25 protein-coding genes are annotated in these 25530 nt (G+C 69.6%); 15 read left to right on the plus strand and 10 right to left on the minus strand.

Going from position 1 to position 25530, the window contains the following annotated elements:
- Window positions 1-233 precede the first annotated feature (233 nt).
- The 3 genes from U8D42_RS02170 to U8D42_RS02180 form a co-directional block, all read right to left on the minus strand.
- A complete protein-coding gene (locus U8D42_RS02170; RefSeq protein WP_322859405.1) occupies window positions 234-1058 on the minus strand; it encodes a hypothetical protein in 825 nt (274 codons plus the stop codon).
- Entirely contained in the window at window positions 1055-1663 is a 609-nt protein-coding gene (locus U8D42_RS02175) for a TetR/AcrR family transcriptional regulator (protein WP_322859404.1), read from the minus strand. Before U8D42_RS02175 ends, U8D42_RS02170 begins: the two co-directional genes overlap by 4 nt.
- 67 nt (window positions 1664-1730) lie before the next feature.
- Complete coding sequence (locus U8D42_RS02180; protein ID WP_085239641.1) at window positions 1731-2279, minus strand: TetR/AcrR family transcriptional regulator; 549 nt, start codon at window positions 2277-2279, stop codon at window positions 1731-1733.
- A gap of 188 nt (window positions 2280-2467) precedes the next feature.
- Between U8D42_RS02180 and U8D42_RS02185 the strand changes: the two genes are divergently transcribed.
- The 3 genes from U8D42_RS02185 to U8D42_RS02195 all read left to right on the plus strand — a co-directional run bounded on the left by U8D42_RS02185 (window position 2468) and on the right by U8D42_RS02195 (window position 5239).
- Window positions 2468-3688: a cytochrome P450 gene (locus tag U8D42_RS02185; protein WP_322859403.1), complete on the plus strand. Its 1221-nt coding sequence runs from the start codon at window positions 2468-2470 to the stop codon at window positions 3686-3688.
- Window positions 3689-3756: 68 nt separating this feature from the next.
- Window positions 3757-4902: a M20/M25/M40 family metallo-hydrolase gene (locus U8D42_RS02190; RefSeq protein ID WP_322859402.1), complete on the plus strand. Its 1146-nt coding sequence runs from the start codon at window positions 3757-3759 to the stop codon at window positions 4900-4902.
- An 85-nt stretch (window positions 4903-4987) separates the two neighbouring features.
- Window positions 4988-5239, plus strand: a complete 252-nt coding sequence (locus tag U8D42_RS02195) for a hypothetical protein (RefSeq protein ID WP_322859401.1) — start codon at window positions 4988-4990, stop codon at window positions 5237-5239.
- Here the strand turns inward: U8D42_RS02195 and U8D42_RS02200 are convergent.
- Window positions 5236-5991 (minus strand): class I SAM-dependent methyltransferase, encoded by a 756-nt coding sequence (locus U8D42_RS02200; RefSeq protein WP_322859400.1) that lies wholly within the window; start codon window positions 5989-5991, stop codon window positions 5236-5238. The two genes, U8D42_RS02195 and U8D42_RS02200, sit on opposite strands and share 4 nt — an antisense overlap.
- 218 nt (window positions 5992-6209) lie before the next feature.
- Here U8D42_RS02200 and U8D42_RS02205 point away from each other — a divergent pair, with 218 nt between their 5' ends.
- The 3 genes from U8D42_RS02205 to U8D42_RS02215 are packed head-to-tail and all read left to right on the plus strand — an operon-like array spanning window position 6210 to window position 8398.
- Complete coding sequence (locus U8D42_RS02205; protein ID WP_322859399.1) at window positions 6210-7226, plus strand: GHMP kinase; 1017 nt, start codon at window positions 6210-6212, stop codon at window positions 7224-7226.
- The gene (locus U8D42_RS02210) at window positions 7214-7831 is read left to right on the plus strand and encodes a D-sedoheptulose-7-phosphate isomerase (protein WP_322859398.1); all 618 of its coding nucleotides are present in this window, start codon (window positions 7214-7216) and stop codon (window positions 7829-7831) included. Before U8D42_RS02205 ends, U8D42_RS02210 begins: the two co-directional genes overlap by 13 nt.
- A 12-nt stretch (window positions 7832-7843) precedes the next feature.
- A complete protein-coding gene (locus U8D42_RS02215; protein WP_322859397.1) occupies window positions 7844-8398 on the plus strand; it encodes a D-glycero-alpha-D-manno-heptose-1,7-bisphosphate 7-phosphatase in 555 nt (184 codons plus the stop codon).
- Here the strand turns inward: U8D42_RS02215 and U8D42_RS02220 are convergent.
- Complete coding sequence (locus U8D42_RS02220; RefSeq protein WP_322859396.1) at window positions 8364-9191, minus strand: WecB/TagA/CpsF family glycosyltransferase; 828 nt, start codon at window positions 9189-9191, stop codon at window positions 8364-8366. The two genes, U8D42_RS02215 and U8D42_RS02220, sit on opposite strands and share 35 nt — an antisense overlap.
- A 261-nt stretch (window positions 9192-9452) precedes the next feature.
- Between U8D42_RS02220 and U8D42_RS02225 the strand changes: the two genes are divergently transcribed.
- Genes U8D42_RS02225 through U8D42_RS02235 form a run of 3 tightly spaced genes read left to right on the plus strand, consistent with a single transcriptional unit; the run spans window position 9453 to window position 11807 of the window.
- Window positions 9453-10403, plus strand: coding sequence for a GNAT family N-acetyltransferase (locus tag U8D42_RS02225; protein ID WP_322859495.1), 951 nt, complete (start codon window positions 9453-9455; stop codon window positions 10401-10403).
- 26 nt (window positions 10404-10429) lie between these two features.
- Complete coding sequence (locus U8D42_RS02230; RefSeq protein ID WP_085239647.1) at window positions 10430-11125, plus strand: DUF5642 family protein; 696 nt, start codon at window positions 10430-10432, stop codon at window positions 11123-11125.
- Between the two features lie 28 nt (window positions 11126-11153).
- The gene (locus tag U8D42_RS02235) at window positions 11154-11807 is read left to right on the plus strand and encodes a DUF5642 family protein (RefSeq protein ID WP_322859395.1); all 654 of its coding nucleotides are present in this window, start codon (window positions 11154-11156) and stop codon (window positions 11805-11807) included.
- 3 nt (window positions 11808-11810) lie between these two features.
- Here U8D42_RS02235 and U8D42_RS02240 read toward each other — a convergent pair whose 3' ends face one another.
- Window positions 11811-12416, minus strand: a complete 606-nt coding sequence (locus tag U8D42_RS02240; protein WP_322859394.1) for an alpha-ketoglutarate-dependent dioxygenase AlkB — start codon at window positions 12414-12416, stop codon at window positions 11811-11813.
- A 70-nt stretch (window positions 12417-12486) separates the two neighbouring features.
- Here U8D42_RS02240 and arcA point away from each other — a divergent pair, with 70 nt between their 5' ends.
- On the plus strand, window positions 12487-13701 hold the full coding sequence (gene arcA, locus U8D42_RS02245) for an arginine deiminase (RefSeq protein ID WP_322859393.1): 1215 nt from the start codon (window positions 12487-12489) through the stop codon (window positions 13699-13701).
- Between the two features lie 90 nt (window positions 13702-13791).
- Here arcA and U8D42_RS02250 read toward each other — a convergent pair whose 3' ends face one another.
- On the minus strand, window positions 13792-15360 hold the full coding sequence (locus U8D42_RS02250) for a dolichyl-phosphate-mannose--protein mannosyltransferase (protein ID WP_322859391.1): 1569 nt from the start codon (window positions 15358-15360) through the stop codon (window positions 13792-13794).
- Between the two features lie 25 nt (window positions 15361-15385).
- Here U8D42_RS02250 and rsmI point away from each other — a divergent pair, with 25 nt between their 5' ends.
- Complete coding sequence (rsmI, locus tag U8D42_RS02255; RefSeq protein ID WP_322859390.1) at window positions 15386-16222, plus strand: 16S rRNA (cytidine(1402)-2'-O)-methyltransferase; 837 nt, start codon at window positions 15386-15388, stop codon at window positions 16220-16222.
- Window positions 16223-16226: 4 nt separating this feature from the next.
- Here the strand turns inward: rsmI and U8D42_RS02260 are convergent, their stop codons facing one another.
- The 3 genes from U8D42_RS02260 to U8D42_RS02270 are packed head-to-tail and all read right to left on the minus strand — an operon-like array spanning window position 16227 to window position 19598.
- Complete coding sequence (locus tag U8D42_RS02260; protein ID WP_322859389.1) at window positions 16227-17480, minus strand: aminodeoxychorismate synthase component I; 1254 nt, start codon at window positions 17478-17480, stop codon at window positions 16227-16229.
- Between the two features lie 28 nt (window positions 17481-17508).
- Entirely contained in the window at window positions 17509-18420 is a 912-nt protein-coding gene (locus U8D42_RS02265; RefSeq protein ID WP_322859388.1) for an RNA polymerase sigma-70 factor, read from the minus strand.
- Window positions 18417-19598 carry an NAD(P)/FAD-dependent oxidoreductase gene (locus tag U8D42_RS02270; protein WP_322859387.1) on the minus strand — a complete coding sequence of 394 codons (1182 nt, stop codon included), beginning with the start codon at window positions 19596-19598 and terminating at the stop codon, window positions 18417-18419. Before U8D42_RS02270 ends, U8D42_RS02265 begins: the two co-directional genes overlap by 4 nt.
- A 266-nt stretch (window positions 19599-19864) precedes the next feature.
- Between U8D42_RS02270 and U8D42_RS02275 the strand changes: the two genes are divergently transcribed.
- From U8D42_RS02275 to U8D42_RS02290, 4 genes are all read left to right on the plus strand, one after another.
- Window positions 19865-21529, plus strand: a complete 1665-nt coding sequence (locus U8D42_RS02275) for a hypothetical protein (protein WP_322859386.1) — start codon at window positions 19865-19867, stop codon at window positions 21527-21529.
- 299 nt (window positions 21530-21828) lie between these two features.
- Entirely contained in the window at window positions 21829-23691 is a 1863-nt protein-coding gene (locus U8D42_RS02280; RefSeq protein ID WP_322859385.1) for a putative bifunctional diguanylate cyclase/phosphodiesterase, read from the plus strand.
- Window positions 23692-23701: 10 nt separating this feature from the next.
- On the plus strand, window positions 23702-25378 hold the full coding sequence (locus U8D42_RS02285; protein ID WP_322859384.1) for a hypothetical protein: 1677 nt from the start codon (window positions 23702-23704) through the stop codon (window positions 25376-25378).
- Entirely contained in the window at window positions 25375-25527 is a 153-nt protein-coding gene (locus U8D42_RS02290) for a hypothetical protein (protein ID WP_322859383.1), read from the plus strand. The genes U8D42_RS02285 and U8D42_RS02290 overlap by 4 nt, the downstream gene beginning before the upstream one ends.
- Window positions 25528-25530 lie beyond the last annotated feature (3 nt).

Genomic DNA, 25530 nt, shown 5'->3' on the forward strand with positions numbered 1-25530 from the left:
CTCGACGCGTTTTTGGGGAGGGCTGAACGGGGAACGCCTCGCGCTACAGCCCTCTTCTTGAGCGGTGCGGTCTGGCGTCGGGTTGTTCCTAGAGGACTCGGTTCAGCCCCTCCAACGTCGAGTCTGCTCCGCGGGCGGCCGCCGACCGTAGACGGCGAGCGGGACCGTTCACTTTTTGGCGGATTCTTCGTTTCCTGGCCCCCGACGCAACGGGATGACGGCGCGGTACCTCGTCATGGGTGGGTGACCAGGTACGTTTCGTTGTCCAGGTCGGCGGTGAGTTCGTCGATGTCGAAGGGCCGGTCGAGCCGGGCGTGCAGCGCCTTCGGGTCGATCAGAAGGCTGATCTCGGCGGTCTGGCGGGCGAACATCCGTCCGACGAGGGGATAGATGCGGCGCATGATCGCCCGCTCGGCAGCGGTGCAGCGCGATGCGCAGTAGCCGACGTGTCCAATCTCGTCGGTCAGGATTTCGCTGTAGAGCAGTTTGATCCGCTCGGCGACTTCAGGTTCGTCGCTGAACAGTTCGATGCCGACGCGGCGCAGTTCGTCGAACATGATGCAGCCCGCCATCTCGCCGGCCCCGACGAACAGAAAGCTGAGCCGCTCCGGAAGGAAAACACTGGTTTTGACGAATTGCCGCATGACGAACGGGGGCGGGGCGACCTGGAATGTCAGGTCGAAGATGTCGAGCGCATACGCGAGCAGCCGGGTGTGGTAGTGCTCTTCGAGTTCGAGGTAGACGTTCTCGGGCGGTACGTCATGACCGCTGTTGCGCCCGTAGGTTTCGCCGAGTCCGACGCCGAACCGTTCCGCCTGATTCAGCTTGGCGGTTGCCAGCAGGAACAGCATCTTGCGGTCCAGGCCGGGCTCCGGCCGTCGGCGGCGCAGGTTGCGAAGGAATGTCTGTTGATCAATCGGGTGGGCCGACCGGACGGGGTTCGCTTCAAGTTGGTGGAAGAACCGCTCGCGATTGGCTAATCGTCGATTGAGTAGGTCGGCTTCACCGTCGCGCCTGGCCAGGAAATCCCGGTAGCCCTCGATGCCCGTGCTGTTCATCGTTTCTCCATTCCCTTGACAATCGTTGAAACGTAACGACTTAACAGCGCGGGGTCGTGTGACCCGGTCGCGAGGAGCGCGAACAGCCCGGTGAGAAAGAACACGGCGAGTTCCGTGGCATCCGCGTTCGCCGAGACGTGCCCCGCATCTCGCGCCCCGCTGATCACGTCGATCAGAAATTCCGCGAGCGGGTGTTGCGCCAACTCGTCTTCAACGGGACGTGACGACGAGAAATGCAGTCCGAGCATGTCCCGGAATACGGCTGCACCTAAACGACTTTCGGCATCGAGTACGTGCCTGACGATTTCCGAGAGTATCGACGCCAAATCACCCTCAGCGGCACCGAGTTCGCTGACGATTCGAGCCTCCTCGTCGCGCTCCAACTCGGCGAGCACGTGCTCCTTCGTCGGGAAGTGAAAATAAAACGTTCCCCGTGCCACGCCTGCCGTGGCTGCGATGGCACTGACGTCGGCGGCGGCCAAACCGCTCTGCCCGATTTCGGCCAGCGCGGCGTCGAACAAGCGCGCCCGGGTTTCGAGTCGGCGGGCCTCGCGAACGCCACCAGAAGGCGTTTCGGTCGCCGACGAGGCGGGCGATGACCCCATCGACGCACCCTATGTCTTTCGCTGACAACCGTCAATGACGGCCGTCAGCGAATCGCGGGTGGGCGCTTCACTCGTCGGCAAACGCGGGCGCCAGGAACCGCTGCAAGACCGTTCGTTCGATGAGGCTGTCCGTGAGCGGCCAGTAGGCCAGGGACACGACCACGCGAACGATCCACTGGGCCGCCTCCGGATCGTCGGTGATCCCGGTGAGTTCCGCGGCGAGATGACTGAGCACCGGCGAGGAATGCAGCTCGCCCAAATCCGGCGTGCTCCCCGGGCTGAGCATCAGTCGCCGCAGCGGGTCCGAGCGGATCTGTTCGAGCGCGACCGTGACGGCGGTGAGCACGCGGTCGGGGCCGGTGAGCCCGTCCACGGCGTGCCGAACCGTCTCGATGATTCCGGCCGACAGGCGGATCAGCACCGCGTCGCGGATCTGGGCCTTGCCGCCCGCGTAGCGATAGATGGTCGCTCTCGAGCAGTGGACCCGCGCCGCCAGGGCGTCGATATCGAACGCATCCAGCCCCTCGCGCACCACGAGGTCGGTTGCGGCAGCGTAGATGCGGTCCGCGGCCGCGGACCGGCGGTCGCCACCGAGGACCCAATCATGGCCGGCCATGGGCCTCACTCCCTTGAGTCATCGGGACAGCGCGTTCTCACAAGTGAGACGATCTCGGCCCTATGTTCCAGCATTTGCGCAGCTACCTCAACGCCGGTGAGACGGCGGCCGTGCCATGCCAGCGCCTCGGATCGCAACTTTCGGCACGTCCATTGACGGCCGATGTCCCGGCGACTCAGCGTTGAGTCATGGATTCGAATGCCGGCGGTCTCGGGCTCGCGCTGTTCGACGAGCAGTTCATCCAGAACCCGGAGTTGCTCTACCAACGGATGCACGAATCCGGACATGTCCATCGCATCGGCGATTCACGGTTCTACGCGGTCAGCAGTTGGGCAGCCGTGAACGAGGCGGTCGCACGCTGCGCAGACTTCTCGTCCAACCTGACGGCGACGATGATGTATCAGCCCGGCGGCGCCGTCACCGCCTTCCACATCGGCGAGCTCGGCGGACCCACTCAAGCGTTGGCGACCGCTGACGAACCGGTTCATTCGGTGCATCGAAAGGCGCTACTGCCGCACCTCGCGGCGAAGCGCATCCGCGCCTTCGAGCCATTCATCGCCGACACCGCTGCCCGCCTCTGGGATCGCCACGCGCGAGGCGGGCGCATCGAATGGATGAGCGCGATGGCCAACCGGCTACCCATGATGATCGTCGGGAGGATCATCGGCGTCCCCGACGCCGACATCGACAAGATCATCCAATGGGGTTACTCCGCCACCCAGGTGGTCGAAGGGCTGGTCACCCAGGATCAGATGGATGCGGCCGGCGTAGCCGTGATGGAGCTCAGCGGCTACATCACCGAGCGGTTCCAGCACGCTGTAGGTGACCCACAGGACAATCTGCTGGGAGATCTCGCCGCCGCCTGCGCCTCCGGCGAACTGGACGACCTGGCGGCCCTGGCGATGATGATCACGCTGTTCAGTGCCGGCGGTGAATCGACGGCGTCCCTGATCGGTTCTGCCGCTTGGGTATTGGCGACGCGGCCGGATGTCCAGCGGCAGGTGCGCGAGCGACCGGATTTGCTCGGGGCGTTTCTCGAAGAGGTGCTGCGCTACGAACCGCCTTTCCGGGGCCACTACCGGCACGTCGTCCACGACACCGAACTGTGCGGCGTCGAATTGCCGTCGGGTTCGCGGCTGCTTCTGTTGTGGGGGGCGGCCAACAGGGATCCGTCCCACTTCGACAACCCCGAAGAGTTTCGACTGGATCGGGCTGCGGGGAAGGGTCATATCAGCTTCGGCAAGGGAATCCACTTCTGCGTCGGAGCGGCGCTCGCGCGCCTGGAGGCGAACATCGTGCTGGGCCAACTGCTCGCGCGGACGTCGAACATCACGGCCGCCGACGTCGGGAAGTGGCTCCCCAGTCTGCTGGTGCGGCGCCTCGAACGGCTGGAAGTCGCGTACGCGTAGGCGCGATTGCCCGCCACTTGACGCGGGTACTGATCCCTTCGAATCAGTCACGAACCCGGAAGGACCGCATGCCGACGCGCGAGGGCAACGCCACCGACGGCCTCCTGCAAGAACTTCTATGGGCCTACGGGCCGTGCGGACAGGAAGCCGAGGTGCGCGCGGTATGCGCGCGCGAGCTGCAGCCCGTTGTCGACGACATGTGGACCGACGACGCGGGGAACCTGATCGGGTACATCGCCGCCGACCCCCCGCGCGACGGCGCGGGGCGCGGGCATCGGCACCGGGTGTCGTCGGCGGCCGAACCCGGCGTCGCGACCCGCGTCATGGCGCACCTGGACGAGCTGTCCATGCTGGTCAAGCGGGTGGAACCGGACGGCACGCTGCACGTGACGCAGCTGGGCACGATGTATCCCGGCAACTTCGGCCTGGGGCCGGTCGCCGTGCTCGGCGAGCACGAGACGCTGACCGCGGTGTTGACGCTGGGCTCCGAGCACACCACCCAGGAGAGCCAGCGGATCTGGCAGACCAAGCCCGACAAGGGCGACCGCGCGCTGGACTGGGACCACGTCTACGTCTTCACGGGTCTGAGCACCGACGAGCTGGAGGTCGCCGGGGTGCGTGCAGGCACCCGCGTGTGCGTCGACCGCAGCAAGAGGACGCTGGTCGAGTTCGGTGGCTACCTAGGTTGCTACTTCCTCGACGACCGCGCCGCGGCGACCGCACTGCTGCGCGCCGCGCGCCTGTTGTACGAGCGCGGGCAACGGCCCGTCGACGACGTCTATTTCGTGTTCACCACCAACGAGGAGATCGGCGGGGTGGGGGGCACGTACGCCAGCGGGTCGTTGCCCGGCACGCTCACCCTGGCCCTCGAGGTCGGTCCCACCGAGCGCGAGTACGGGACCAGGGTCAGCGGCGGCCCGATCGTCGGCTACAGCGACGCCTTGTGCGTCTACGACAAGGACGTGGCCGACCGGCTGATGGGCATCGCCACCGAGTTGGGGCTCTCGCCGCAGCCGGCCGTGCTGGGCGCCTTCGAATCCGACGCGTCGCACTCGAAAGCCAACGGGCTGAGCCCGCGCGCGGGCCTGCTGTGCGTGCCCACGCTGAGCACGCACGGTTTCGAAGTGATCCCGCGCAGCGCGATCGACGACATGGCCTCGATCATCGTCGAGTTCGTGCGGCAGCCCGGCGCGCATGCCCGAGACGAAGACTAACGCGGCCCCAAGATTTGCCTGAACATTGCCTAAGAGGCGCGTGGCGGCGCCCGGCGCGTCGGGATGCCCGTCCTACGGTCGACGGATGAACATTGACTACTACCTGCAGAAGGTGCCGGTCGAGTCGGTGCGGCCGGGCTTCGCGCTCGCGATCGGCGACGGCGGTGACTACCGCCTCTTCCGGGTGGAATGCACGCAGATGACGCAGCGCAGCGGTCAGCCGGTGACGTTCACGCTCACCTCCGAGGCCCCGGACGGCGGCGCTCCCTCGGTGCTGGAGTGCGAGGCGGGCACGCCGGTGGTCCGGGTCCTCGGGGTGTGCAAGGCGGCCTGCTAGCCCTGCGCGCGGACAGCCGGCTTCGTCGCGGCGATGAACTGCAGCGCGCGCTGCGTCTGTTGCTCGATGTCGACCAGCCCGGCCGACGAGAACAGGTCGATGAAGGCGTGCCGGTCGAACATGGAGAGCCCGATGACACGGGCGCCGGCGGTCATCGCGTGGCGGATGCCGGGCATGTCCGGGACGTAGCTGGTGAGGACCGCGATGCGGCCCCCGGGTTTGAGCACCCGCAGCATTTCGCGTGCCACGCGGAACGGTTCGGGCATCAGGTACAGCGCGCCGAAGCAGCAGACCGCGTCGAACGTCGCGTCGGCGAACGGCAACGCGCCGGCATCGCCGCGCACATAGCAGGTCCGCGGCGTGCTGTTGTCCAGCACGGCCCGCGTGAGCATCGGCTCGGAGATGTCGAAGCCGACCGCGAGTCCGCCATCCGGTAGTTGCCCTGCCAGCGAGCCGGTGAAGTTGCCTGGGCCGCAGGCGACGTCGAGCAGTCTCGCGGCGGTGGACAGCCGAAGCGCCGATGCCGCGCGCCGCTGCTCGGCGCCCGTGGTGACGCCGCTGGCCACGTAGAACGCGGCGGGGCGCCACAGCCGCTCGTAGACCGTGGCGACCAGGGGGCTGTTCATGGCGCGCTGCGCGACCGTCGGGGCCGGGGAACTCGTCGATTCGCCCAGTACGTCCAGGAATCCGTGCCGTGCCGCGGCGGGCTCGGTGAGCAGACCCCGGGTCAATTCGACTGCATCCTGGCTCATTTCGTCGCTTTCGTTCGGGCGTGCACGGGTGGGGATAATCCGCAGGTGAATCCCCATTTTTTCGCCGATCTGGCTGCTACGCTAAGGCTCTTCGTGGGAGGCGACGCAGTGGGGGCCTGGCGCAGGCAACGGATGGGGTGAGCACGTGACGCACCTTTCGGCGACGATCGCGGGACGCGCGTCGGCCGGCTGAGCGGATTGCGTTGACAGTGCAACCCTTGCCCCGGCCCCGAATCCGCGCCCGTGCGCCGCTGCGGATCTCGTTCGCGGGGGGCGGCACCGACGTGCCGCCGTTCCCGACCACCGAGGGCGGCTGCGTCCTGTCCGCCACCATCGACCGCTACGCGCAGGGATCGCTCACCCCGCGCACCGACCGCATGGTCACGATCGAGTCGGTGGACTTCAAGACCACCACCGAAATGAGGCTCGACAGCGAGATCCTCTACGACGGCAGCCTGGATCTGATCAAGGCCGCCGTGCGCAGGTTCGGCAGGGAAGGCACGGACGGCTATGACCTGGTGCTGCGCTCGAGCGCTCCGCCGGGCTCGGGGTTGGGCTCCTCGTCGACGATGATGGTGGCGCTCACGGGCCTGCTGGCCGAGCACTACGGCGTGCCGATGGGTGAGTACGAGACCGCGCAGTTGGCCTGTGCCATCGAGCGTGAGGACTTGGGTATCACGGGCGGCATGCAGGACATGTACGCGGCGACGTTCGGGGGATTCAACTTCATCGAGTTCACCGACCGCGTGATCGTCAACCCGCTGCGCATCCGGGAGGAGACCGCGTTCGAACTCGAACTGAGCCTGCTGCTGTGCTTTACGGGCATCACCCGGGACTCCGCCCGGGTGATCGAGGACCAAACGCGGCGCGCCGCCACCGGCGCGGAGGACACGCTGGCCGGGCTGCGGGCCCAGAAGGAGTTGGCGGTGGCCATGAAGGCCGCCCTGCTCACCAACAAGCTGAACGACTTCGGCGCCCTCCTCGGCGAGGCGTGGATCCAGAAGAAGCGCATGTCGCCCTACATCACCAACGAGCGCATCGACGAGCTCTACGACCTCGCCCTGAAAACCGGCGCACTGGGCGGCAAGATCACCGGGGCCGGCGGTGGCGGCTACATCCTGCTGTTCTGCGACTTCGCGAAGAAGCACCGCCTCATCGAAGCCCTCGAGTCGGCCGGGGCCACCATCACCGAATTCGCCTTTGAGAGCAAAGGATTGACGACATGGCAGGCATGAGCACCTCGGATGTTGTCCCGCCCAGCGTCGAACTGGTCCGGGAGCGGTTGGCGGAGACCATCGCGGTGAAGCAGCAAATGCTGTCGGGCGCCATCGCCGCGCAGACCGTCGACATCGCGCGACTGATGATCGAGTCGCTGCGTTCCGGCGGAAAGGTCATCTTCTTCGGCAACGGCGGATCCGCGCAGGACGCCGGGCATCTGGCCGCGGAGCTGATGGGCCGCTTCGCTTTCGACCGGCCGGGTCTGGCCGCGATCAGCCTGCCGGACGCGACGGCGGCGATGACGGCGATCGGCAACGACTATTCCTACGACGAGGTGTTCGCCCGCCAGGTGCTGGCCGCCGGCCGCGCGGGCGACGTCGTGGTCGGCCTCAGCACGTCGGGCAACTCGCCCAATGTCGTCCGCGCGCTGGAGGCGGCCGCCGACGCCGGGATGACGACGGTGGCGCTCACCGGTGCGCGTGGCGGGAAGGTGGCCGAGGTCGCCGAGTTCTGCATCCGGGTCCCGAGCGAGGACACCGGGCGGGTCCAGGAAGCCTGCCTGCACCTGGGCCACTCGATCTGCGAGATGGTCGAGGCGGCGCTGTTTCCCCGGCCCCGCTGAGGCCGTCGCGGTATGGCCGACTTCCGGAACGTCCGCACCGTCTTCCTGGACCGGGACGGCACCCTCAACGTCAAGGCCGCCGATGGCGAATACATCAGGGCGCCCGAGGAATTGGTCCTGCTGCCCGGCGCGGCGAAGGCGGTGGCCGCCCTGAACGCGGCGGGCCTGCGCACGGTCCTGGTGACCAATCAGCGTTGGTTGTCCGAACCGGCCGCGGACGCGGCGCGGTTCGCCGCCGTCGAGGACCGGCTGGAAGAGCTCCTGGCGGACGAGGGCGCCCGCCTGGACGCGGTGTACCACTGCCCGCACGCGGCGGCCAGCTGCGACTGCCGCAAGCCCGGCGCGGGCATGTTGCTGCGGGCGGCGCGCGAGCTGGGTTTCGCGCTGGCCGAGTCGGTGATGATCGGGGACAGCGAGACCGACATGCAGGCGGGCCGGGCGGCCGGCACGGCCACCGTCCTGCTCCGCGCCGGTGACGCGGACGCGGAGGGTGCCGACGCGGTCGCCGACGATCTGGCCGCGGCCGTGCGACTCATCTTGCGCGCCAAGGGTTCTCGTTTCGCCTGAACCGTTGCGCCACCGAGCGAATCAGCAACGCGAGCGCGAACGGCAGGTCGTCCCGAAGGTACCTGCGGGCGAGGCGCCGCGGCTCGAGCGCCAGCCGGTGTACCCACTCCAGTCCCAGCCGTTGCAGCACGGGCGATGCGCGGCGGACGATCCCGGCGGTCATCGCGATGCCGCCACCGCAGGCGAGGCACCAAGCGCCCGGAAGTTCCTCGCGCAGCAGCTCGATGAGGCGCTCCTGCCGGGGGAAGCCCAAGCCCACGAACACCAGATCTGGTGCGGCGGCCGCGACGGCGGCGACCACGCGGCGGGCCCCAGCGTCGGTCTGGTCGAAGCCGAACTCCGGCGAGCACGTCCCGGCGACGCGCAGGTTGTCCGACCGCGCCACGAGCGTCGCGGCCGCCCGCTCCGGCACCCCCTCCGCGCCGCCGAGGAGGTACACCGACTTGCCTTCGGCGGCCGCCGCGGCACACAGCGGAAAGATCAACGACGACCCGGCGACGCGCTCCGGCAGCCGGTCGCCCTGGGCGCGCGCCGCCCACACCAGCGGCATCCCGTCCGCGACCACGACGGACGCGCGGGCGATCAGGTCGGCGAGTTCGGGGCTGCGGGCGGCCGCACGGGCCACATCCACGTTCACCGGCACGATCGAGCCGCCCCGGCCGGCGGCCCAGGCCGCCCGCACACCGTCGACGACCTGTTGTTCGGTCACGGCATCGAACCAGAGGCCGCCCACCCGGACCCTGCGCGGCCCCGCGCCGGTCGGCCGCGGTGAACTCCGGTGGGGTCGGTTCACCCGCTCATCATGCCCCGCGGCCGCGGGGACCGGCACGGCCGACGCGCGCTCCTTGCCGCGGCCCGAACCCAGCCCATAACCTGGGCAACATCCGACCGCGGCCGGGGGAGTCGGGCCTGGCGCGGTAGACGACGGCGACGCAGGCGGGCAGGTCATGGCACAGCGGCGGTCACCGGGGCGCGCAGGCCCGCGCCGCGACGGCGTGAGCGGCGGACTATCGCGGTGGCCTTGACCGGCGCGCGCGCGGACGAGCTGGCGGCGATGGACGTCTTCGAGGGATGTCCGACCGCCGATCTGGAGCCGCTGGCGGCGTCGCTGCAACCGCTGAGCGCCGCGGCCGGCCAGGTACTGATGCAGCAGGGCGAGCAGGCCGTCTCCTTCCTGCTCATCTCCTCGGGCATCGTCGAGATCACCCACGTCGGCGACGACGGCGTGATCATCGTGGAGCACGCCTTTCCGGGGATGCTGATCGGGGAGATCGCGCTGCTGCGTCACATCCCGCGGACCGCGACGGTCACCACCGCCGGGCCGCTGACCGGGTGGATCGGCGACAACGACGCCTTCGTCCGCATGGTCCACATACCCGGGGTCATGGAGCGGCTGCTGCGCACTGTGCGCCAGCGTCTCGCCGCGTTCATCACGCCGATCCCCATCCGGGTCCGCGATGGGACCGACCTGATGCTGCGACCGGTGCTGCCCGGCGACACCGAGCGAACGGTGCACGGGCACATCCAATTCTCCAGCGAGACGCTCTACCGGCGGTTCATGACACCGCGACTTCCCACTCCGGCGCTGATGCACTACCTCTCGGAGGTGGACTACGTCGACCACTTCGTCTGGGTGGTGATCGACGGCGGCGACCCAGTCGCCGACGCGCGCTTCGTGCGCGACGAAGGCGACCGCAGCGTCGCCGAGATCGCGTTCACCGTCGCCGACGCCTACCAGGGCCGCGGTATCGGCAGCTTCCTGATCAACGCGCTGTCCATCGCCGCCCATGTCGCCGGCGTCGAAAGGTTCTCGGCGCGAATGCTTTCCGACAACCTGCCGATGCGCACGATCATGGACCACTACGGCGCGATCTGGCAGCGCGAGGACATCGGCGTCATCACCACCGTCATCGACGTGCCGCACCGGCGTGACCACGGTTTTCGGCGCGACGTGGCCGCCCAGATCGAGCACGTCGCCCGCCAGATGATCGAGGTGGTCGGCTGAGCCGGCGCCTTGTGCTACCAACGAGCATGCGGCCGTTGCGGTTTGGTGCCGCGACCGGTCCCGCGCTGGCGTTGCTGCTGCTGGCCGCGTGCGCTCACCCGCCCGCGCCGGCCCCACCGCCGACGCCCACCACGGCGCCGGCGCCGACGGCGGTCAACCCGGCCAACATCAAGCGGGTGGTGCGCGAGCTGCCGCCCGGTTACGAGGCGACCACGGGGATCCCCGGCGGGGCGTCCCCGCAGGTGATCTGGAGCCTGGGGCCCGATGCTTCGGACAGCAAGGTGAGGCCGCCGCAATGCGGGGTGCTGGCCGACCCCGGGCAGGGACATGACGGGTCGGCGCAGGGGGTGTCCGCCTCGGGCAGCGGTGGCATCGTCGACGCGGTGGTGGTGGCTTTGCCGGCGCCGGTGGTCCGGCCCGACGACGTGGTCGCCGGGTGCGGCCAGTGGACCATGACCGCCGGACGCAGCACGGCGAGCGTGCATCTCATCGACGCCCCACAGGTCGAGGGCGCCCAAACCCTCGGCATGGTGGCCGACGTCAAGTCGTCCGTCGAGTCGGGCACTCAGATCGATTCGCGCACATACACCTTCATCGCCTACCTGGGCAACTTCTACGCGTTCACCACGCTGACCACCGATCCGGGTTCGGTGGTGCCCGCGCTGCCGCCGCACGTCGCCGCCGATCTGCTCGTCAAAACGGTGTCCACGTTGCGCAGCTGACGCGTCGGCCTTGGGTAGATTGGCCACGGTGTTCAAGGTGGCGGTCACGGTCGCGGCGGTGGGTGTGCTCGCCGGATGCTCGTCGGGGGACGCTACCTCGGCGAAAGTCGACATCAAGAAGGTCGCCGACGTGAAGTCGAGCTTCGGGCCGGATTTCAAGGTCACCGACATCGGTGAGCGGGGGATCGACCCCAAGGTGCTGTCCGGCCGCAAGCTGCCCGAGGGCCTCACCTTCGACCCGGCCAACTGTGCCAAGGCCGCGATGGGGCCGCAGATGCCCCCGGACCTGCAGGGCAACATGGCCGCGGTTTCCGCCGAGGGCAAGGGCAACCGATTCGTCGTCATCGCTGTGGAGACGTCAAAAGCCTTGCCGGTCAACGACCCCGGTAAGGAGTGCGCCAAGGTGGCGTTCACCGGCCCGCAACTGCGCGGCGGCATCGAGGTGGTCGACGCGCCGCGGATCGACGGGGCCCGCACGCTGGGGGTGCACCGCGTCCTGCAGGCGCTGGTCCCCGGCGGGCCCCGCACCGGCGAGCTCTACGACTATTCGGCGCAGTTCGGTGACTACCAGGTGATCGTGACCGCCAATCCGCTGGTGGTCCCCGGGCAGCCGGTCGCGCCGGTCGACACCCAGCGGGCCCGCGACTTGCTCGTCAGCGCGGTGAAGTCGGTCCGCGGCTAGGCCCTAACGGACACCGCGGGGCCGGAACTGGATGCTGACGCGCGGGCCCACCGGCGCCGACGTCTTGGGCACGGCATGCTCCCAGGTGCGCTGGCACGAGCCGCCCATCACCAGCAGGTCGCCGTGCGCCTGCGGCAGCCGCAACGACGGGCCCCTAGAAGGACGTGCGCGCCGCCGCATGGCGAAGGTGCGGGTGGCGCCGAGGCTGACGATCGCCACCATGGTGTCCTCGGAGCTGCTGCGGCCGATGGTGTCGCCGTGCCAGGCGACGCTGTCGGAGCCGTCGCGGTAGCAGCACAATCCGACCGTGGTGAACGGCTCGCCGAGCTCGCCGGCGTAGATGTCGTTGAGCCGGCGCCGCAGCCTGGCCAGCAGCGGATGCGGCGGGTCGTCGACGGTCAGGTCGTGAAAGCTCACCAGCCGCGGGACGTCGACCAACCGGTCGTACATCTGGCGGCGTTCCTCCCGCCAGGGCACGGCCGACAGCAGGCCGTCGAGCAGGTCGTCGGCGTCGGTGAGCCAGCCCGCGCGGATCTCGATGAAGGCGCCGTCACCGAGTTCTCTGCGCTCGGTGTGTGCGAACAGGGAGCCTTGTACCGCGATCTCCACGGCGGCCAGTCTATCGCACATCCGTTCGATGAAGGCGGGACCGGCCGTCCGAGCGGCTACCGTTTTCACTGTGGGTGTGGTTGAGCTGGGCACCAATTCCGAGGTGGGCACGCTGCGGGTCGTGATCCTGCACCGACCGGGCGGCGAGCTGCGGCGGCTCAACCCGCGCAACATGGATCAGCTGCTCTTCGACGGGTTGCCCTGGGTCGCGCGCGCCCAGGACGAACACGACCAGTTCGCCGCGCTGCTGCGGTCACGGGGCATCGAGGTGCTGCTGTTGTCGGACCTGCTGGCCGAGGCGCTGACCCACAGCGGGGCGGCAAGGATGCAGGGCGTTGCCGCCGCGGTCGACGCGCGGCGGCTCGGAGCGCCGCTGGCGCAAGCACTTTCGGGCTACCTGCGCGGACTGGACCCGGGCAGGCTGGCGCAGGTGCTGATGGCCGGCATGACGTTCAACGAACTGCCGTCGGACATCCGGACCGACGTGTCGCTGGTGCTGCGCATGCACCATGGGGCGGACTTCGTCATCGAGCCGCTGCCCAACCTGGTGTTCACCCGCGACTCGTCGATCTGGATCGGCCCGCGGGTGGTCATCCCCACGCTGGCGCTGCGGGCCCGGATGCGCGAGGCGTCGTTGACCGATCTGATCTACGCGCATCACCCGCGGTTCACCGGGGTGCGGCGCGCCTACGAGTCGCGCACCGCTCCGGTGGAGGGCGGCGACGTGCTGCTGCTCGCTCCCGGTGTGGTCGCGGTCGGCGTGGGCGAACGGACCACCCCGGCGGGCGCGGAAGCGTTGGCCCGCAGCCTGTTCGACGACGACCTCGCGCACAAGGTGCTCGCCGTGCCGATCGCGCAGCGGCGTGCGCAGATGCACCTGGACACGGTGTGCACGATGGTCGACACCGACACCGTGGTGATGTACGCCAACGTCGTCGACACGCTCTCGGCGTTCACCATCGAACGCACGCCCGCCGGCGTGGCCATCGGCGACGAGGCGCCGTTCCTGGAGGCCGCCGCCAAGGCGATGGAGATCGACCGGCTGCGCGTGATCGACACGGGGCTGGACCCCGTCGTCGCCGAGCGGGAGCAGTGGGACGACGGCAACAACACGCTGGCGCTGGCACCCGGCGTCGTGGTCGCCTACGAGCGCAATGTCCAGACCAACGCCCGCCTGCAGGACGCGGGCATCGAGGTGCTGACCATCGCGGGGTCCGAACTGGGCACCGGCCGCGGCGGCCCCCGCTGCATGTCCTGTCCGGTCGCCCGCGACCCGCTGCGTTAGATCGCTTGCGGCGCCGAGATTGCCGCCATGGTCGTCGCTGGGGGTCGAACCACAACCCTCACGGCAATCTCGGCGGTGAACGGCGCAGGATCAGCGCCAGCTGGGCAGCCAGATCTCCATGTCCCAGGTCTGCTGGGAGATCGGCAGCCCGGTGAGCACCGGGAACAGCCAGGCGAAATTGGTCACCACCAGCGCGACGTAGCAGCAGACGGCGATCAGCCCCAGTGTGCGTCGTTCCGGGCTCAGACCGCGGGCCCGGCCCGGCGGGTAGAGGACGTCCCCACAGATCAGGGCGATCCCCATCACCAGGAACGGCGCCATCGTCGACGCGTAGAAGAAGTACATCTGCCGGTCGATGTCGGCGAACCACGGCAGCCACCCGGCGCAATAACCGGTCAGCACAACGGCATAACGCCAGTCGCGGCGGACGAACGCCCGCCAGCAGGCGTAGAGCAGGACCGGCACGGCCAGCCACCACATGGCCGGCGTGCCGACCAGCATCTCCGCCTTGACGCACGACTGCCCGCCGCACCCGGAAACGTTCTGCTGATCGATCGCGTACAGCACGGGCCGCAACGACATCGGCCAGCTCCACGGCTTGGACTCCCACGGGTGGTGATTGCCGGCGGCGTTGGTCAGGCTCTTGTGGAATTGAAAGGCCTTGGCGGTGTAGTGCCACAACGAGCGGATGGCGTCGGGGAGCGGGACCACCGAATGGGGGCCGATCGACTGACCGACCTCGTGCCGATCGATCGCCGTCTCCGACGCGAACCACGGCGCGTAACTGGCCAGGTACACCGCGAACGGGATGAGCACCAGCGCGTACCCGGTGGGGATCAGATCCCGCCGCAACACCCCGGCCCACGGCCGGGTCACCTGGTACTGGCGCCGCGCCGCGACGTCGAACGCCAACGACATGGCGCCGAAGAACAGCACGAAGTACAGCCCGGACCACTTTGTCCCGCAAGCCAATCCAAGCAGGACGCCCGCCGAGAAGCGCCACCAGCGCACCCCGAGTCGCGGACCCCACACCGTCTCGGCGGCGCGCCCCGCGAGCAGCGCGACGTGCATGCGCCGGCGCACCTCGTCCCGGTCGACGATCAGCGCGCCGAACGCCGCGACCACGAAGAAGGTGAGGATGCCGTCGAGCAGCGCGGTCCGGGCGGTGACGAAGCTGACGCCGTCGCAGATCACCAGCACGCCGGCGATGGCGCCGACCAGCGTCGAGCGGCTGATCCGCCGGACGATCCGCGTCACCAGCACGACCAGCACCACGCCGAGCAGGGCGCCGGTGAACCGCCAGCCCACGCCGTTGTAGCCGAAGATCGCCTCGCCGATCGCGATCAGCTGCTTGCCGACCGGCGGGTGGACCACCAGGCCGAAGCCGGGGTTGTCCTCCACCCCGTGGTTGTGCAGCGCCTGCCAGGCCTGCGGCGCGTAATGCTTCTCGTCGAAGATGGGCGTGCCGGCATCGGTGGGCGAACCCAGGTTGAGGAACCGGCTGATCGCGGCCAGGACGGCGATCACACCCGTGACGACCCAGCCGCGGATCTGGTCGGTCGGCCCGAAGTCGGCCACCGGAATCATCGGTCCCGGGCTGACGACGGGCACGACGCGCTCCTGGCCGGCGACCGGGGGTTCGCGGGGCGGGGCGGACATCGGTGTCGATCGTAGGCTGTCCGTCATGACCACTGGCCGCCTGTTGCTGGGCGCGACCCCGTTGGGCCAGCCGTCGGACGCCTCGCCCCGCCTGATCGACGCCCTCGCCCGCGCCGACGTGGTGGCGGCCGAGGACACCCGGCGGGTGCGGACCCTGGCGAAGGCCCTGGACGTCACGATCGGCGGCCGGGTGGTCAGCCTGTTCGACCGGGTCGAGGCGGCCCGGGTGGAGCCCCTGATCGCCGCCGTCAAGGCCGGCGCGACGGTGCTGGTGGTCAGCGACGCCGGGATGCCGCTGGTCAGCGACCCCGGCTTCCGGCTGGTCGCGGCGTGCGTGGAGGCCGGCCTGCCGCTGACGTGTCTGCCCGGGCCGTCGGCGGTCATGACCGCGCTGGCCGTGTCCGGCCTGCCGGCGGAGAAGTTCTGCTTCGAGGGATTCGCCCCCCGCAAGCAGGCCGCGCGGCGGGCCTGGCTGGACTCGCTGGCCGACGAGCGGCGCACCTGCGTGTTCTTCGAATCGCCGCGCCGGCTGGCCGCGTGCCTGCGGGACGCCGTCGACCGGCTCGGCGGCGAACGCCGGGCGGCGATCTGCCGGGAACTGACCAAGGTGCACGAGGAGGTGGTGCGCGGATCGCTCGACGAGCTGGCGGCGTGGGCGGACGACGGGGTGCTCGGCGAGATCACCGTGGTGCTGGCCGGCGCCACCCCGCGCGCCGACCTGCCGGCGCTGGTGGGGCGGGTGCAGGAGCTGGTCGCCGGCGGCGCGCGGGTCAAGGACGCCTGCGGCGAGGTGGCCGCCGCCAATCCGGGGGTGCGCTCGCGCCAGCTCTACGACGCCGTCCTGCGGTCGCGCGGGGCGTGAGGGGTCAGCCCGCCGAGAACGCGGCCGCGATCCGCGGCTGTCCCACGATCGGAGAGGCCTTGTGCAGGCATTCGGCCCATTCCGCGTCCGGATCGGAGTCGGCGGTGATCCCGCCGCCGACACCCAGCACCGCGCCGCCCGCGGCGTCGAACTCGACCGTGCGGATGGCCACGTTCAGTTCGCACCCCGCCACGGGTGAAGCCAGGCCGATTGTGCCGCAATAGAGTCCGCGACGGTGGGGCTCCCATTGGGAGAGCAGCTGGCGGGCGCGGTGTTTGGGTGTCCCGGTGACCGAGGCGGGCGGGAAGGCGGCGTCCAGCAGCGCGGACGTCGGCAGCTCGACGGGGACGCGCGCCGACACGGTGGACACCAGGTGCCACACCCCGGGGGCGCGTCGCACCACCAGCAGCTCGGGCACGGTCACGGTGCCCACGACGGCCACCCGGCCGAGGTCGTTGCGCACCAGGTCCACGATCATGATGTTCTCGGCCACTTCCTTCGCCGACGCCCGCAGCGCCGACGGCCAGGCATCCAGCGGCAGGGTGCCCTTGATCGGGCTGGACGTCACGAGCGTCCCGCGCCGCCGCAGGAAGAGCTCGGGGGACAGCGACGCCACCGCCCCCCACGCCCCGGCCAGGTAGGCCGCCCGCGCCGGGGAGGTGCGGGCGATGCCGTCGGCGAAGAAGTCCAGGGAGGTGCCACCGGCCGTCCCGGTGAATTGGGTGCACACGCAGGCCTGGTAGACCTCGCCGGCGCGGATGGCCTCCAGGCAGCTCAGCACGCCGTCGCGGTGGGCCGCCCGGTCGGCCGGGCCCCAGTCGATGCGGCAGTCGCGCGCCGGCGGCGGCCCCGTGACCAGGGCGGCGGCCAGCCAGTCCGGCATCGGTGCGCCGGACAGGCTCTCGTACCACCACCGGCCGTCCCGGTCGCGCCGCAGCACGCAGTCGGTCCAGCCGCCCGCGGCTTCGGGGATCCGGGCCGGCTGGTCGTCGGCGCCGGGATCGGGATAGGAAAGGTAACCGATCCAGCCGCCACCCACGGCTTGCGGGTCGACCGATTGCCGGCCGAGTTGGGTCGCGAAGGCCGCGTCGGGATCGACCGGCTGCACCGGCACGCTCGGCGCGATCACCGCCAGGGCGCCGAACCATTCGCCGGTCAGCGCGGCCGGCGGCGGCAGATCGAGCCGGGCGGTGGCGTCGCCCACGGCGCGCAGCACCGCGGGTGCGGCGCCAAGGTCGCCGAGCCGGTCGATACGCACCGCCCTAGCTTGACAGAAGGGCGCCCGCCTAGCCGCGGCTGACGTCGCGGGCGGTCGCCAGGGCCGCCAGCTTGTCCGGATTGCGCGTGACGTAGAAGTTGGTGATCTTGTCCTCGGCGATCTCCAGCGTGATCACCCCTTCGAGGCGGTCGCCCAGGTAGAGCAGCACGGCCGGCGCGCCGTTGCAGGTCACCATGTCGATGCGGAACTCCGCGAACTCGCTCGCCTTGCGGAGCAGGCCGACGATGGCCCTGGCCACCCGGTCGGCGCCCACCACCGGCCGGCGCGCCGCGGACACCTTGCCGCCGCTGTCGGCCGTCCACGTGGCGTCGGGGGCCAGCATCGTCATCAGCGTCTGCACGTCACCGCTGGCGGCGGTCTCGAGGAATTGGGCGGTGAGCCGCGCGTTGCGCCGGGGATCGGTCGCCTCGAACCGCTTCCGCCGCGCCCGGACGTGTTCGCGCGCCCGGTGCGCCACCTGCCGCACCGTGGGCGCCGGTTTGCCGACCGCCTCGGCGATCTCGCCGTAGTCGAAGCCGAACACCTCGCGCAACACGAACACCGCCCGCTCGTCGGGGCTCAGCGTTTCCAGCAGAACCAACATCGCCATCGAAATCGATTCCGCCAGAACCACATCCGTTGAGGCGTCCCGCTCGTCGAGCAGCAGCGGCTCCGGCAGCCACGGCCCCACGTACTCCTCGCGCCGGCGCGCGCCGGCGCGCAGCGCGTTGAGCGCCTGGCGGGTCACCAGCTGAGCCAGGTAGGACTTGGTGTCGCGCACCGTCGACAGGTCGACCGCCGCCCACCGCAGATAGCTGTCCTGCAGGACATCGTCGGCCTCGGTGGCCGAGCCGAGCATCTCGTAGGCGATGGTGAACAGCAGCGGCCGCAGCACGGTGAACCGTTCGGCGTGCTCGTTGCCGGCGGGCGCGCGCGTCATCGCAGCGCGATCTCGGCGGGCGCCTGCGCGGGCCGATTGCCGCCCTTGAGCCAGCGGTAGGAGCCGGGTTTGGCGGCCTCGCGCCGGATGCCCCACAGCGTGCCCTTGCAGATGGCCTCCTTGATGGACGCGGCTGTCCGCCCGCCCACGGCCATGTTCACCGGCGTGTCGTCGGTGCGCGCCAGCTGCACCGTGCCGTAGGTGCGGCCCAGGCTGATGCACTGGCCGACGAACGCCTGGTTGAGCCGGGCCGGAGCGGTCCCGGTGAGGCGGCTGAGCACGGTGTCGGCGGCTTGGGCGCCCAGCGGTCCGGCGGCCTGGCAGCTCATCCGCAGGGGCTGGCCCGACGGTGCGGCCGCATCGCCAGCCGCGACGACGTAGGGGTTGTCGATGCTGGTCAACGTCTCGTCGGTGAGCAGTCGGCCCAGCGCGTCGGTGCTCAGCCCGCTGCGCGCGGCCAGGTCCGGCACGGCGAATCCCGCCGTCCACACGGTCGCCGCGCTCGGCAGCACGGCTCCGTCGCCGAGCACCACCGCGTCCCACCGCACCTCGGCCACCGTCGCCGATTCCAGCACGTTGACGCCGAAACGGCGCAGGCGCTTGGCGACGGAACGCCGGCCGCGCCGGCTCAGCGACGGGCCGAGCGCGGCGCCGCACACCAGGGTCACCTGCCGGCCCCGTTCGGCCAGCTCGGCGGCCGTTTCGATGCCGGTCAGGCCGCCGCCGACGACGGTGACGGGCGCGGCCAGCGGCAGGTCGGCGAGCGCGTAGCGCAACCGCTGCGCGCTTTCCAGGTCGGCCGTGGAGTGCGCGAACTCGGCGAACCCGGGCACCGCGGCCGGTGCGGCGCCGGTGCTGCCGACCGCGTAGATGAGGTAGTCGTAGCCGAGCTCGCGGCCCGAGGACAGCAGGACGCGCCGGTCGGCCGCCTCGATGCGGTCCACGGTGTCGACGACCAACCGGATCCCGTCGCCGAGCAGGGTCGCGTAGTCGGCGGTCGCGGCGCCGGTGTCGGCGACCAACTGGTGCAGGCGGATCCGCTCCACGAAGAGGGGGCGGGGGTTCACCAGGGTGACGTCGACGTCGGGACGCTGCCGCAACCGGTTTGCGGCCAGGGTCCCGGCGTATCCGCCTCCGACCACGACGACATGAGTTTTCTGGGCGGCCACCTCGGTCATTGCTGTCTCCTGTTCTCACGGGTCTGATGCCCTTGAGACACCGCGGCCCGGTCGAGCGTGACAGGGCCGCAAACATTGTGACGCGCCTCACGGGCGCCGCCAGCCGGGTCGGCCGCGCTGCGCCGGAGCGGGGAAGGGGCGGGTCGTGCGTGCTACGCTGCGCTACGCCAATTCGTGACCAGCCCCGCGTCGGATACACGCACCAGATAACCCAGGCAGTACGGGGCCACTTCAGTGTGCAACGGTGTGTGTTGGGAGAAGCAACCGTGAGGACGAGGAAAAGCGCGCTGGCCGCTGTCGTGTGCGCGGCGGTGGTGCTGAGCGGATGCGGTGGCAAGAGCGATCCCGGGCCGCTGTCGGCGATGGTCAGCCCGGCCATCCCGCCCAGCGCTCAAGAGATCCCCAACCCGCTGCGCGGCCAATACGAGGAAGGCTTGAATCCGCTTTTCCCGCAAGGTAATTCCGCGCAGCAGCGGTACGCGGCCTGGCCCGCCTCCTACGACGCCAGCCTGCGGGTCTCGTGGCGCCAGTTGCAGCCCGTCGACCCGCGCACGCTGCCCCCCGACGCGCCCGACGACCGCAAGTTCGACTTCAGCGCGATCGACGACGCGCTGGCGAAGGTCGGCAGCCGGAACATGCGGCTGATCCTCGGCGTGTACACCTACAAATCCTGTTGCAACGATTCGTATCCGAACGCCACCAACATCGCGATCCCGGACTGGATCCGCTCCGCCGCCACCACCTACCCCGCGACGTCGAACAGCTCCACACCCGGTGTCGTGCAGGTGGTCCCGAATTGGAATGACGCCGACTACCTCAACAACTTCACCCAGCTGCTCGCCGCGCTGGGCCGGCGCTACGACGGCGACGAGCGCCTCAGCGTGTTCGAGTTCTCCGGGTACGGCGACTCCGGCAGGACCAGCCTCACGTACCTGCGCGACGCGCTCGGCGCGCCCGGACCGGCGCCGGACGACAGCGTCTCGAAGTTGGGCTACTACAGCCAGTTTCGCGATCAAAGCATCACCAAGGCGTCCATCGGGCAGCTGGTCGCGGCGAACGTCGCCGCGTTCGGCCATACGCAGTTGGTGGTGACCGGGGAGAATCCGGAGATCGTCCGCGAGTTGTTCGCCGACGACGTGACGAAGAAACTCTCCGCACCGGTCGGCATCCGCGCGGACTGCCTTGGCGTGCAGGCCCCCCTGCCGGAATGGGCGGAGTCCGGCGACTCGCACTACGTGCGGTTCAACGACGCCGTCGTCAGCGCGATCAAGCAGCGGTTGGCCTCGGCGCTGGTGGTCAGCCAGTGGTGCCCGCTGCCGAACGGGACCGACCCGCGGTCGTACTACGAGAAGGCCCTGCACGACGTCGTCCGGTACCACGTCTCGATGACGTCGAGCGCCAACTTCCCCGACCGGGATGCGACGTCGGCGATGGACCCCAAGCTGTATCTCCTGTGGGCCAAAGCGAACACCTCGGCCGGCTACCGGTACTCGGTGGAGGCCAAGCCGGGCTCGCAGTCGATCCAGGGCAAGGTGGCGGCCATCTCCGTCGTCTGGACCAACTACGGCTCGGCGGCCACCACCGAACGATGGGCACCCGGCTACAAGCTGGTCGACTTCTCCGGCGCCGTGGTCCGCACGATTCCGGCGACGGTCAACCTCAAGACGCTGGTCCACGACGACTCCAGCTCGTCGCGCGAGGAGGCGGTTCCCGAGTCGTCCACCGAGTCCGTGCACGTCGACGTGACCGGCCTGGCGCCCGGGCACTACACGCTGCGCGCGTCGGTGGACTGGCAGCAGCACAAGCCCGGCGCCTCCCACGTGGTGAACTACGCGCCGATGGCGCTGGCCCGCGACGGGCGCGACGGTTCCGGCCTGTACCCGATCGCCACCCTCGACATCGCGAACGACGCGGCGGCCGGCGGGCCGTAGCCCCCGATGACGGGCCGGCGACCGTCGCGGCCGCCCGTTCGCGCCGCAGTTGGGCCCCCGCCGGAAGTTGCTCGTTAGCCCGGCTGGGACCGTGTCGCGTGGTAGGTTTTGCTGACCAAAACCGATCGTGACCTGCCCCGGTCCGAATCCATCCGACAGCCACACCCGCGAATCGAAGGGGTCCGTCGACGCGCATGGGCGCGCCTCCGGCGGGGTTCGTCATCACGACCGTCCCCCGATCGGGCAACCGTCACCACGGTCGCCGCCCGGTGGGATGTATGCCCGTATCGGAGGAGACCGTGTCACGCAGCCTGGACCTGGTCGTCACCTCCGTCGCCACCCAGTTGATGGAGGCCACGGCCGCGACGGCCATCCTGGTGAGCGAGAAGATCCTCGCGCAACTCGTCCAACAGTTCGACGTGGACGCCAGCTTCCTGCAGCACCTCGACCCGCACACCCGGACCCCCGCGCTGGTGGCCGAGTGGCCGCCCCGCTCGGACGCCGCGGACCCGGATCCGACGGGCTTCGCTCAGCTGGACCTCGCCGAGTCGGTCCTCGCCCGGTGCGGGCACGGGCACAAACCGGTGGTGATCCGCCCCGCGCAGTCCAAACGCTATGTCCGGCGCCGGCTCGGCGGGGCGAAAGCGGCCGCCTCCCCCTCCGTGGCGGCCGCACCGCTGGTCTCGGGCGAGACAACCATCGGCTTGCTCGGCTTCGTGAAGTTCGGTGCCCGCAAGTGGGAGCAGGAAGAGATCAACACGCTCGAGGCGGTCGCGGCGCTGTTCGCACAGCTGCAGGCCCGCATCGCGGCGGAAGAAAAGCTGCGTTATCTCGCCGAGCACGACGATCTGACCGGCCTCTACAACCGTCGCGCGCTGGTCGCGCACCTGTCCGGACGGCTGGCCACGGGATGCCCCGGGCCCGTCGCGGTGATGTACCTCGACCTCGACCGGCTCAAGCCGATCAACGACTACCTCGGCCACACCGCAGGTGACTGGTTCATCCGCATCTTCGCGCAACGCATCCGGATCTGCGCCCCCAACAGCACGATCGCCCGGTTGGGCGGTGACGAGTTCGTCGTCGTCCCCGACCAGCCGATGTCGCCGGAGGCCGCGGAGTCGTTCGCCCGGCGCCTCTCGGGGATGCTGTGCGAGCGGCTGGCCATCGGCGGCCACGTGATCAGCCGCACGGTCAGCATCGGCCTGGCGGTCGGCGAGCCGGGAAAAGACAACTGCACCGACCTGCTCCGCCGCGCCGACGAAGCGGTGCTGACGGCCAAACGCGGCGGCGGCAACCAGATCGCGGTGTCCACCGACGACATGTCGCTCAAACGCGCGTTCCGCAACGACATCGAGCTGCACCTGCAAGGCGACATCGGCAGCGAGGCGTTGCTCCTGCACTACCTGCCCGAGGTCGATCTGTCGACGGGCGCCATCGTGGGCGCGGAGGCGCTGGTGCGCTGGCGGCACCCGATCTGGGGTCTGCTGCTGCCCGACTCCTTCATCGGCATCGCCGAGTCGACCAACCTGGCGGCGGAGTTGGGCCGCTGGGTGATGCGCACCGCGTGCGCCGAGTTCAGCAGCTGGCGGGCCAAGGGCGTCGGCCAAGGGGCGGTCATGCGCATCAACGTGTCACCTCTCCAGCTCATCACCCGGGGTTTCGTGCGCGACGTCGCCGACACCATCGACGAGTTCGGGCTCGACGCCGGCTCGGTGTGCCTGGAGATCACCGAGCGCGCCGTTGTGCACGACATTGACACCACTCGAAAGACGTTGGCGGAGCTCAAGGAAGTGGGTGTCCAGCTGGCCATCGACGACTTCGGCACCGGCTACGCGGTGTTGTCGCACCTGAAGTCCCTGCCGGTCGACATGCTCAAGATCGACACCGGGTTCGTGCGCGACCTGGGTAACAACGCCGGCGACCTGGCGATCGTTCGCGCCATCATCGGCCTGGCCGAGGCCTTCGGTCTGGAAGTCGTTGCCGAGGGGGTGGAAACACCTTTGGCGGCAACGACTTTGATTCAGCACGGGTGCCGCCGGGCGCAGGGTTTCCTGTTGTCGCGTCCGGTTCCCGGCGATGCGATGGAAGCCCTATTCGCCGCGCGCTGGCTCTCGATGCCTTTTTTGGCCGACCGCAAGGCGTTGCCGACGGGCGGCATCTAGCATCGCACCGATGGTCGCAACATGGAGAACGGGCGCGGCGCTGCTCGTCGCGTGCGCGGTGACGCTGTTGAGCGGATGCGGCGGCCACAGCGAGCCCAATCCGTTGTCCCCGGTGGCCAGTCCCGCCATACCGCTGGGCGTGCAGGAGGTGGCCAATCCCCTGCGGGGCCAATACGAAGACCTCCTGATGCCGCTGTTCCCGCAGGGCAATCCCGCGCAGCGACGCTATCCGCCGTGGCCCGCGTCCTACGACGCCAGCCTGCGGGTTTCGTGGCGGCAGCTGCAGCCCACCGATCCGAACACCCTGCCCCCCGACGCTCCCGACGAGCGCAAGTTCGACTTCAGCGTGATCGACGACGCGCTGGCGAAGCTGGCCGCACGCAACATGCGGCTCACCCTTCGCGTGTTCGCCTACAGCTCCTGCTGCGACGTCACCTACGCGAACAACACCAACATCGCCATCCCCGATTGGATGCGCCCCGCATCCACCACCTACACCGGGCCGCAACGGTACTGGTGGACCCCCGGGGTGGCGCAGGTGGTGCCGAACTGGAACGACCCCGGCTACCTGAACGCCTTCGGACAGCTGCTTGCCGCGCTCGGCCGCCGGTACGACGGCGACGAGCGGCTCAGCGTTTTCGAGTTCTCCGGCTACGGGGACTTCAGTGAGAACCACATCGCCTATCTGCGTGACACGCTGGGCGCACCCGGCCCCTCACCCGAGCAGAGCATCGCAAAGCTGGGTTACTACAGCCAGTTTCGCGATCAGAGCATCACCAAGGCGGCCATCGGCCAGCTCGTCGCGGCGAACGTGAGCGCCTTTCCCCACACCCGGTTGGTGACCACCGCGCTGAACCCGGAAATCGTGCGTGAGCTGCTCGCCGACGATGTCACCAAGAAGGTGTCGGCGCCGGTCGGCATCCGCTCGGATTGCCTCGGTGTATACGCGCCGTTGCCCGTCTGGGCAGAATCCGACGGCTCGTACTACGTGCACACCAAGGACCCACTTGTCGACCGGCTGAAGGACCGGCTGGCGTCGGCCCTGGTGATCACCGAGTGGTGCCAGTTGCCCGACGGCACCACTGCGCGCTCCTACTACGAAAAGGGCCTGCGCGACGTCGTGAAGTATCACGTGTCGATGACGTCGAGTTTCAACTTCCCGGCCGTGGATTCTGCCACCCCGATGGACCCGGCCCTGTACCTGTTGTGGGCGCGAGCCAACGTCTCGGCCGGTTATCGGTACTCGGTGGAGGCGCGACCGGGATCGGAATCGTTTCGCGATCGCGCCGCGACGATATCGGTGGTGTGGACCAACTACGGCTCGGCCGCCGCGGTCGAGAAATGGGTGCCCAGCTACCGACTCGTCGATTTCTCCGGCGCGGTGGTCCGCACGCTGCCGACCGCCGTGGCGCTGAGCAAGCTGGTCCCGTCCGGGGAGGGCGCCGGCGATCACCCCGCCCCGGCGTCGTTCACCGAATCGGTGACCGTCGACCTGGCCGGGTTGGCGCCAGGGCACTACACGCTGCGCGCTTCCGTGGATTGGCAGCAACACAAGCCGGACGCGTCGCACGTGGTGAACTATCCGCCCATGCGGCTGGCGCGCTCCGGACGCGACGAATCCGGGGGGTATCCGCTGGCAACCCTGGACATACCACGCGACGCCCTGACTCCCGCCCCGCCCCGATGATCATGGTCGTCAGCAAACGTATCGACAACGCATTGCAATCGGGACAACGCCGCGTGGCCATCCTGCATAATGTGCACTGGGCTTTGCGCGGCGAGTGTAAAGCAATTCAATTCGGCGCTATTCGCGTGGCGTCGGCCCAGAAAGGTTAGTGG

Source organism: Mycobacterium europaeum (assembly GCF_034555895.2).
GTDB lineage: Bacteria > Actinomycetota > Actinomycetes > Mycobacteriales > Mycobacteriaceae > Mycobacterium > Mycobacterium europaeum.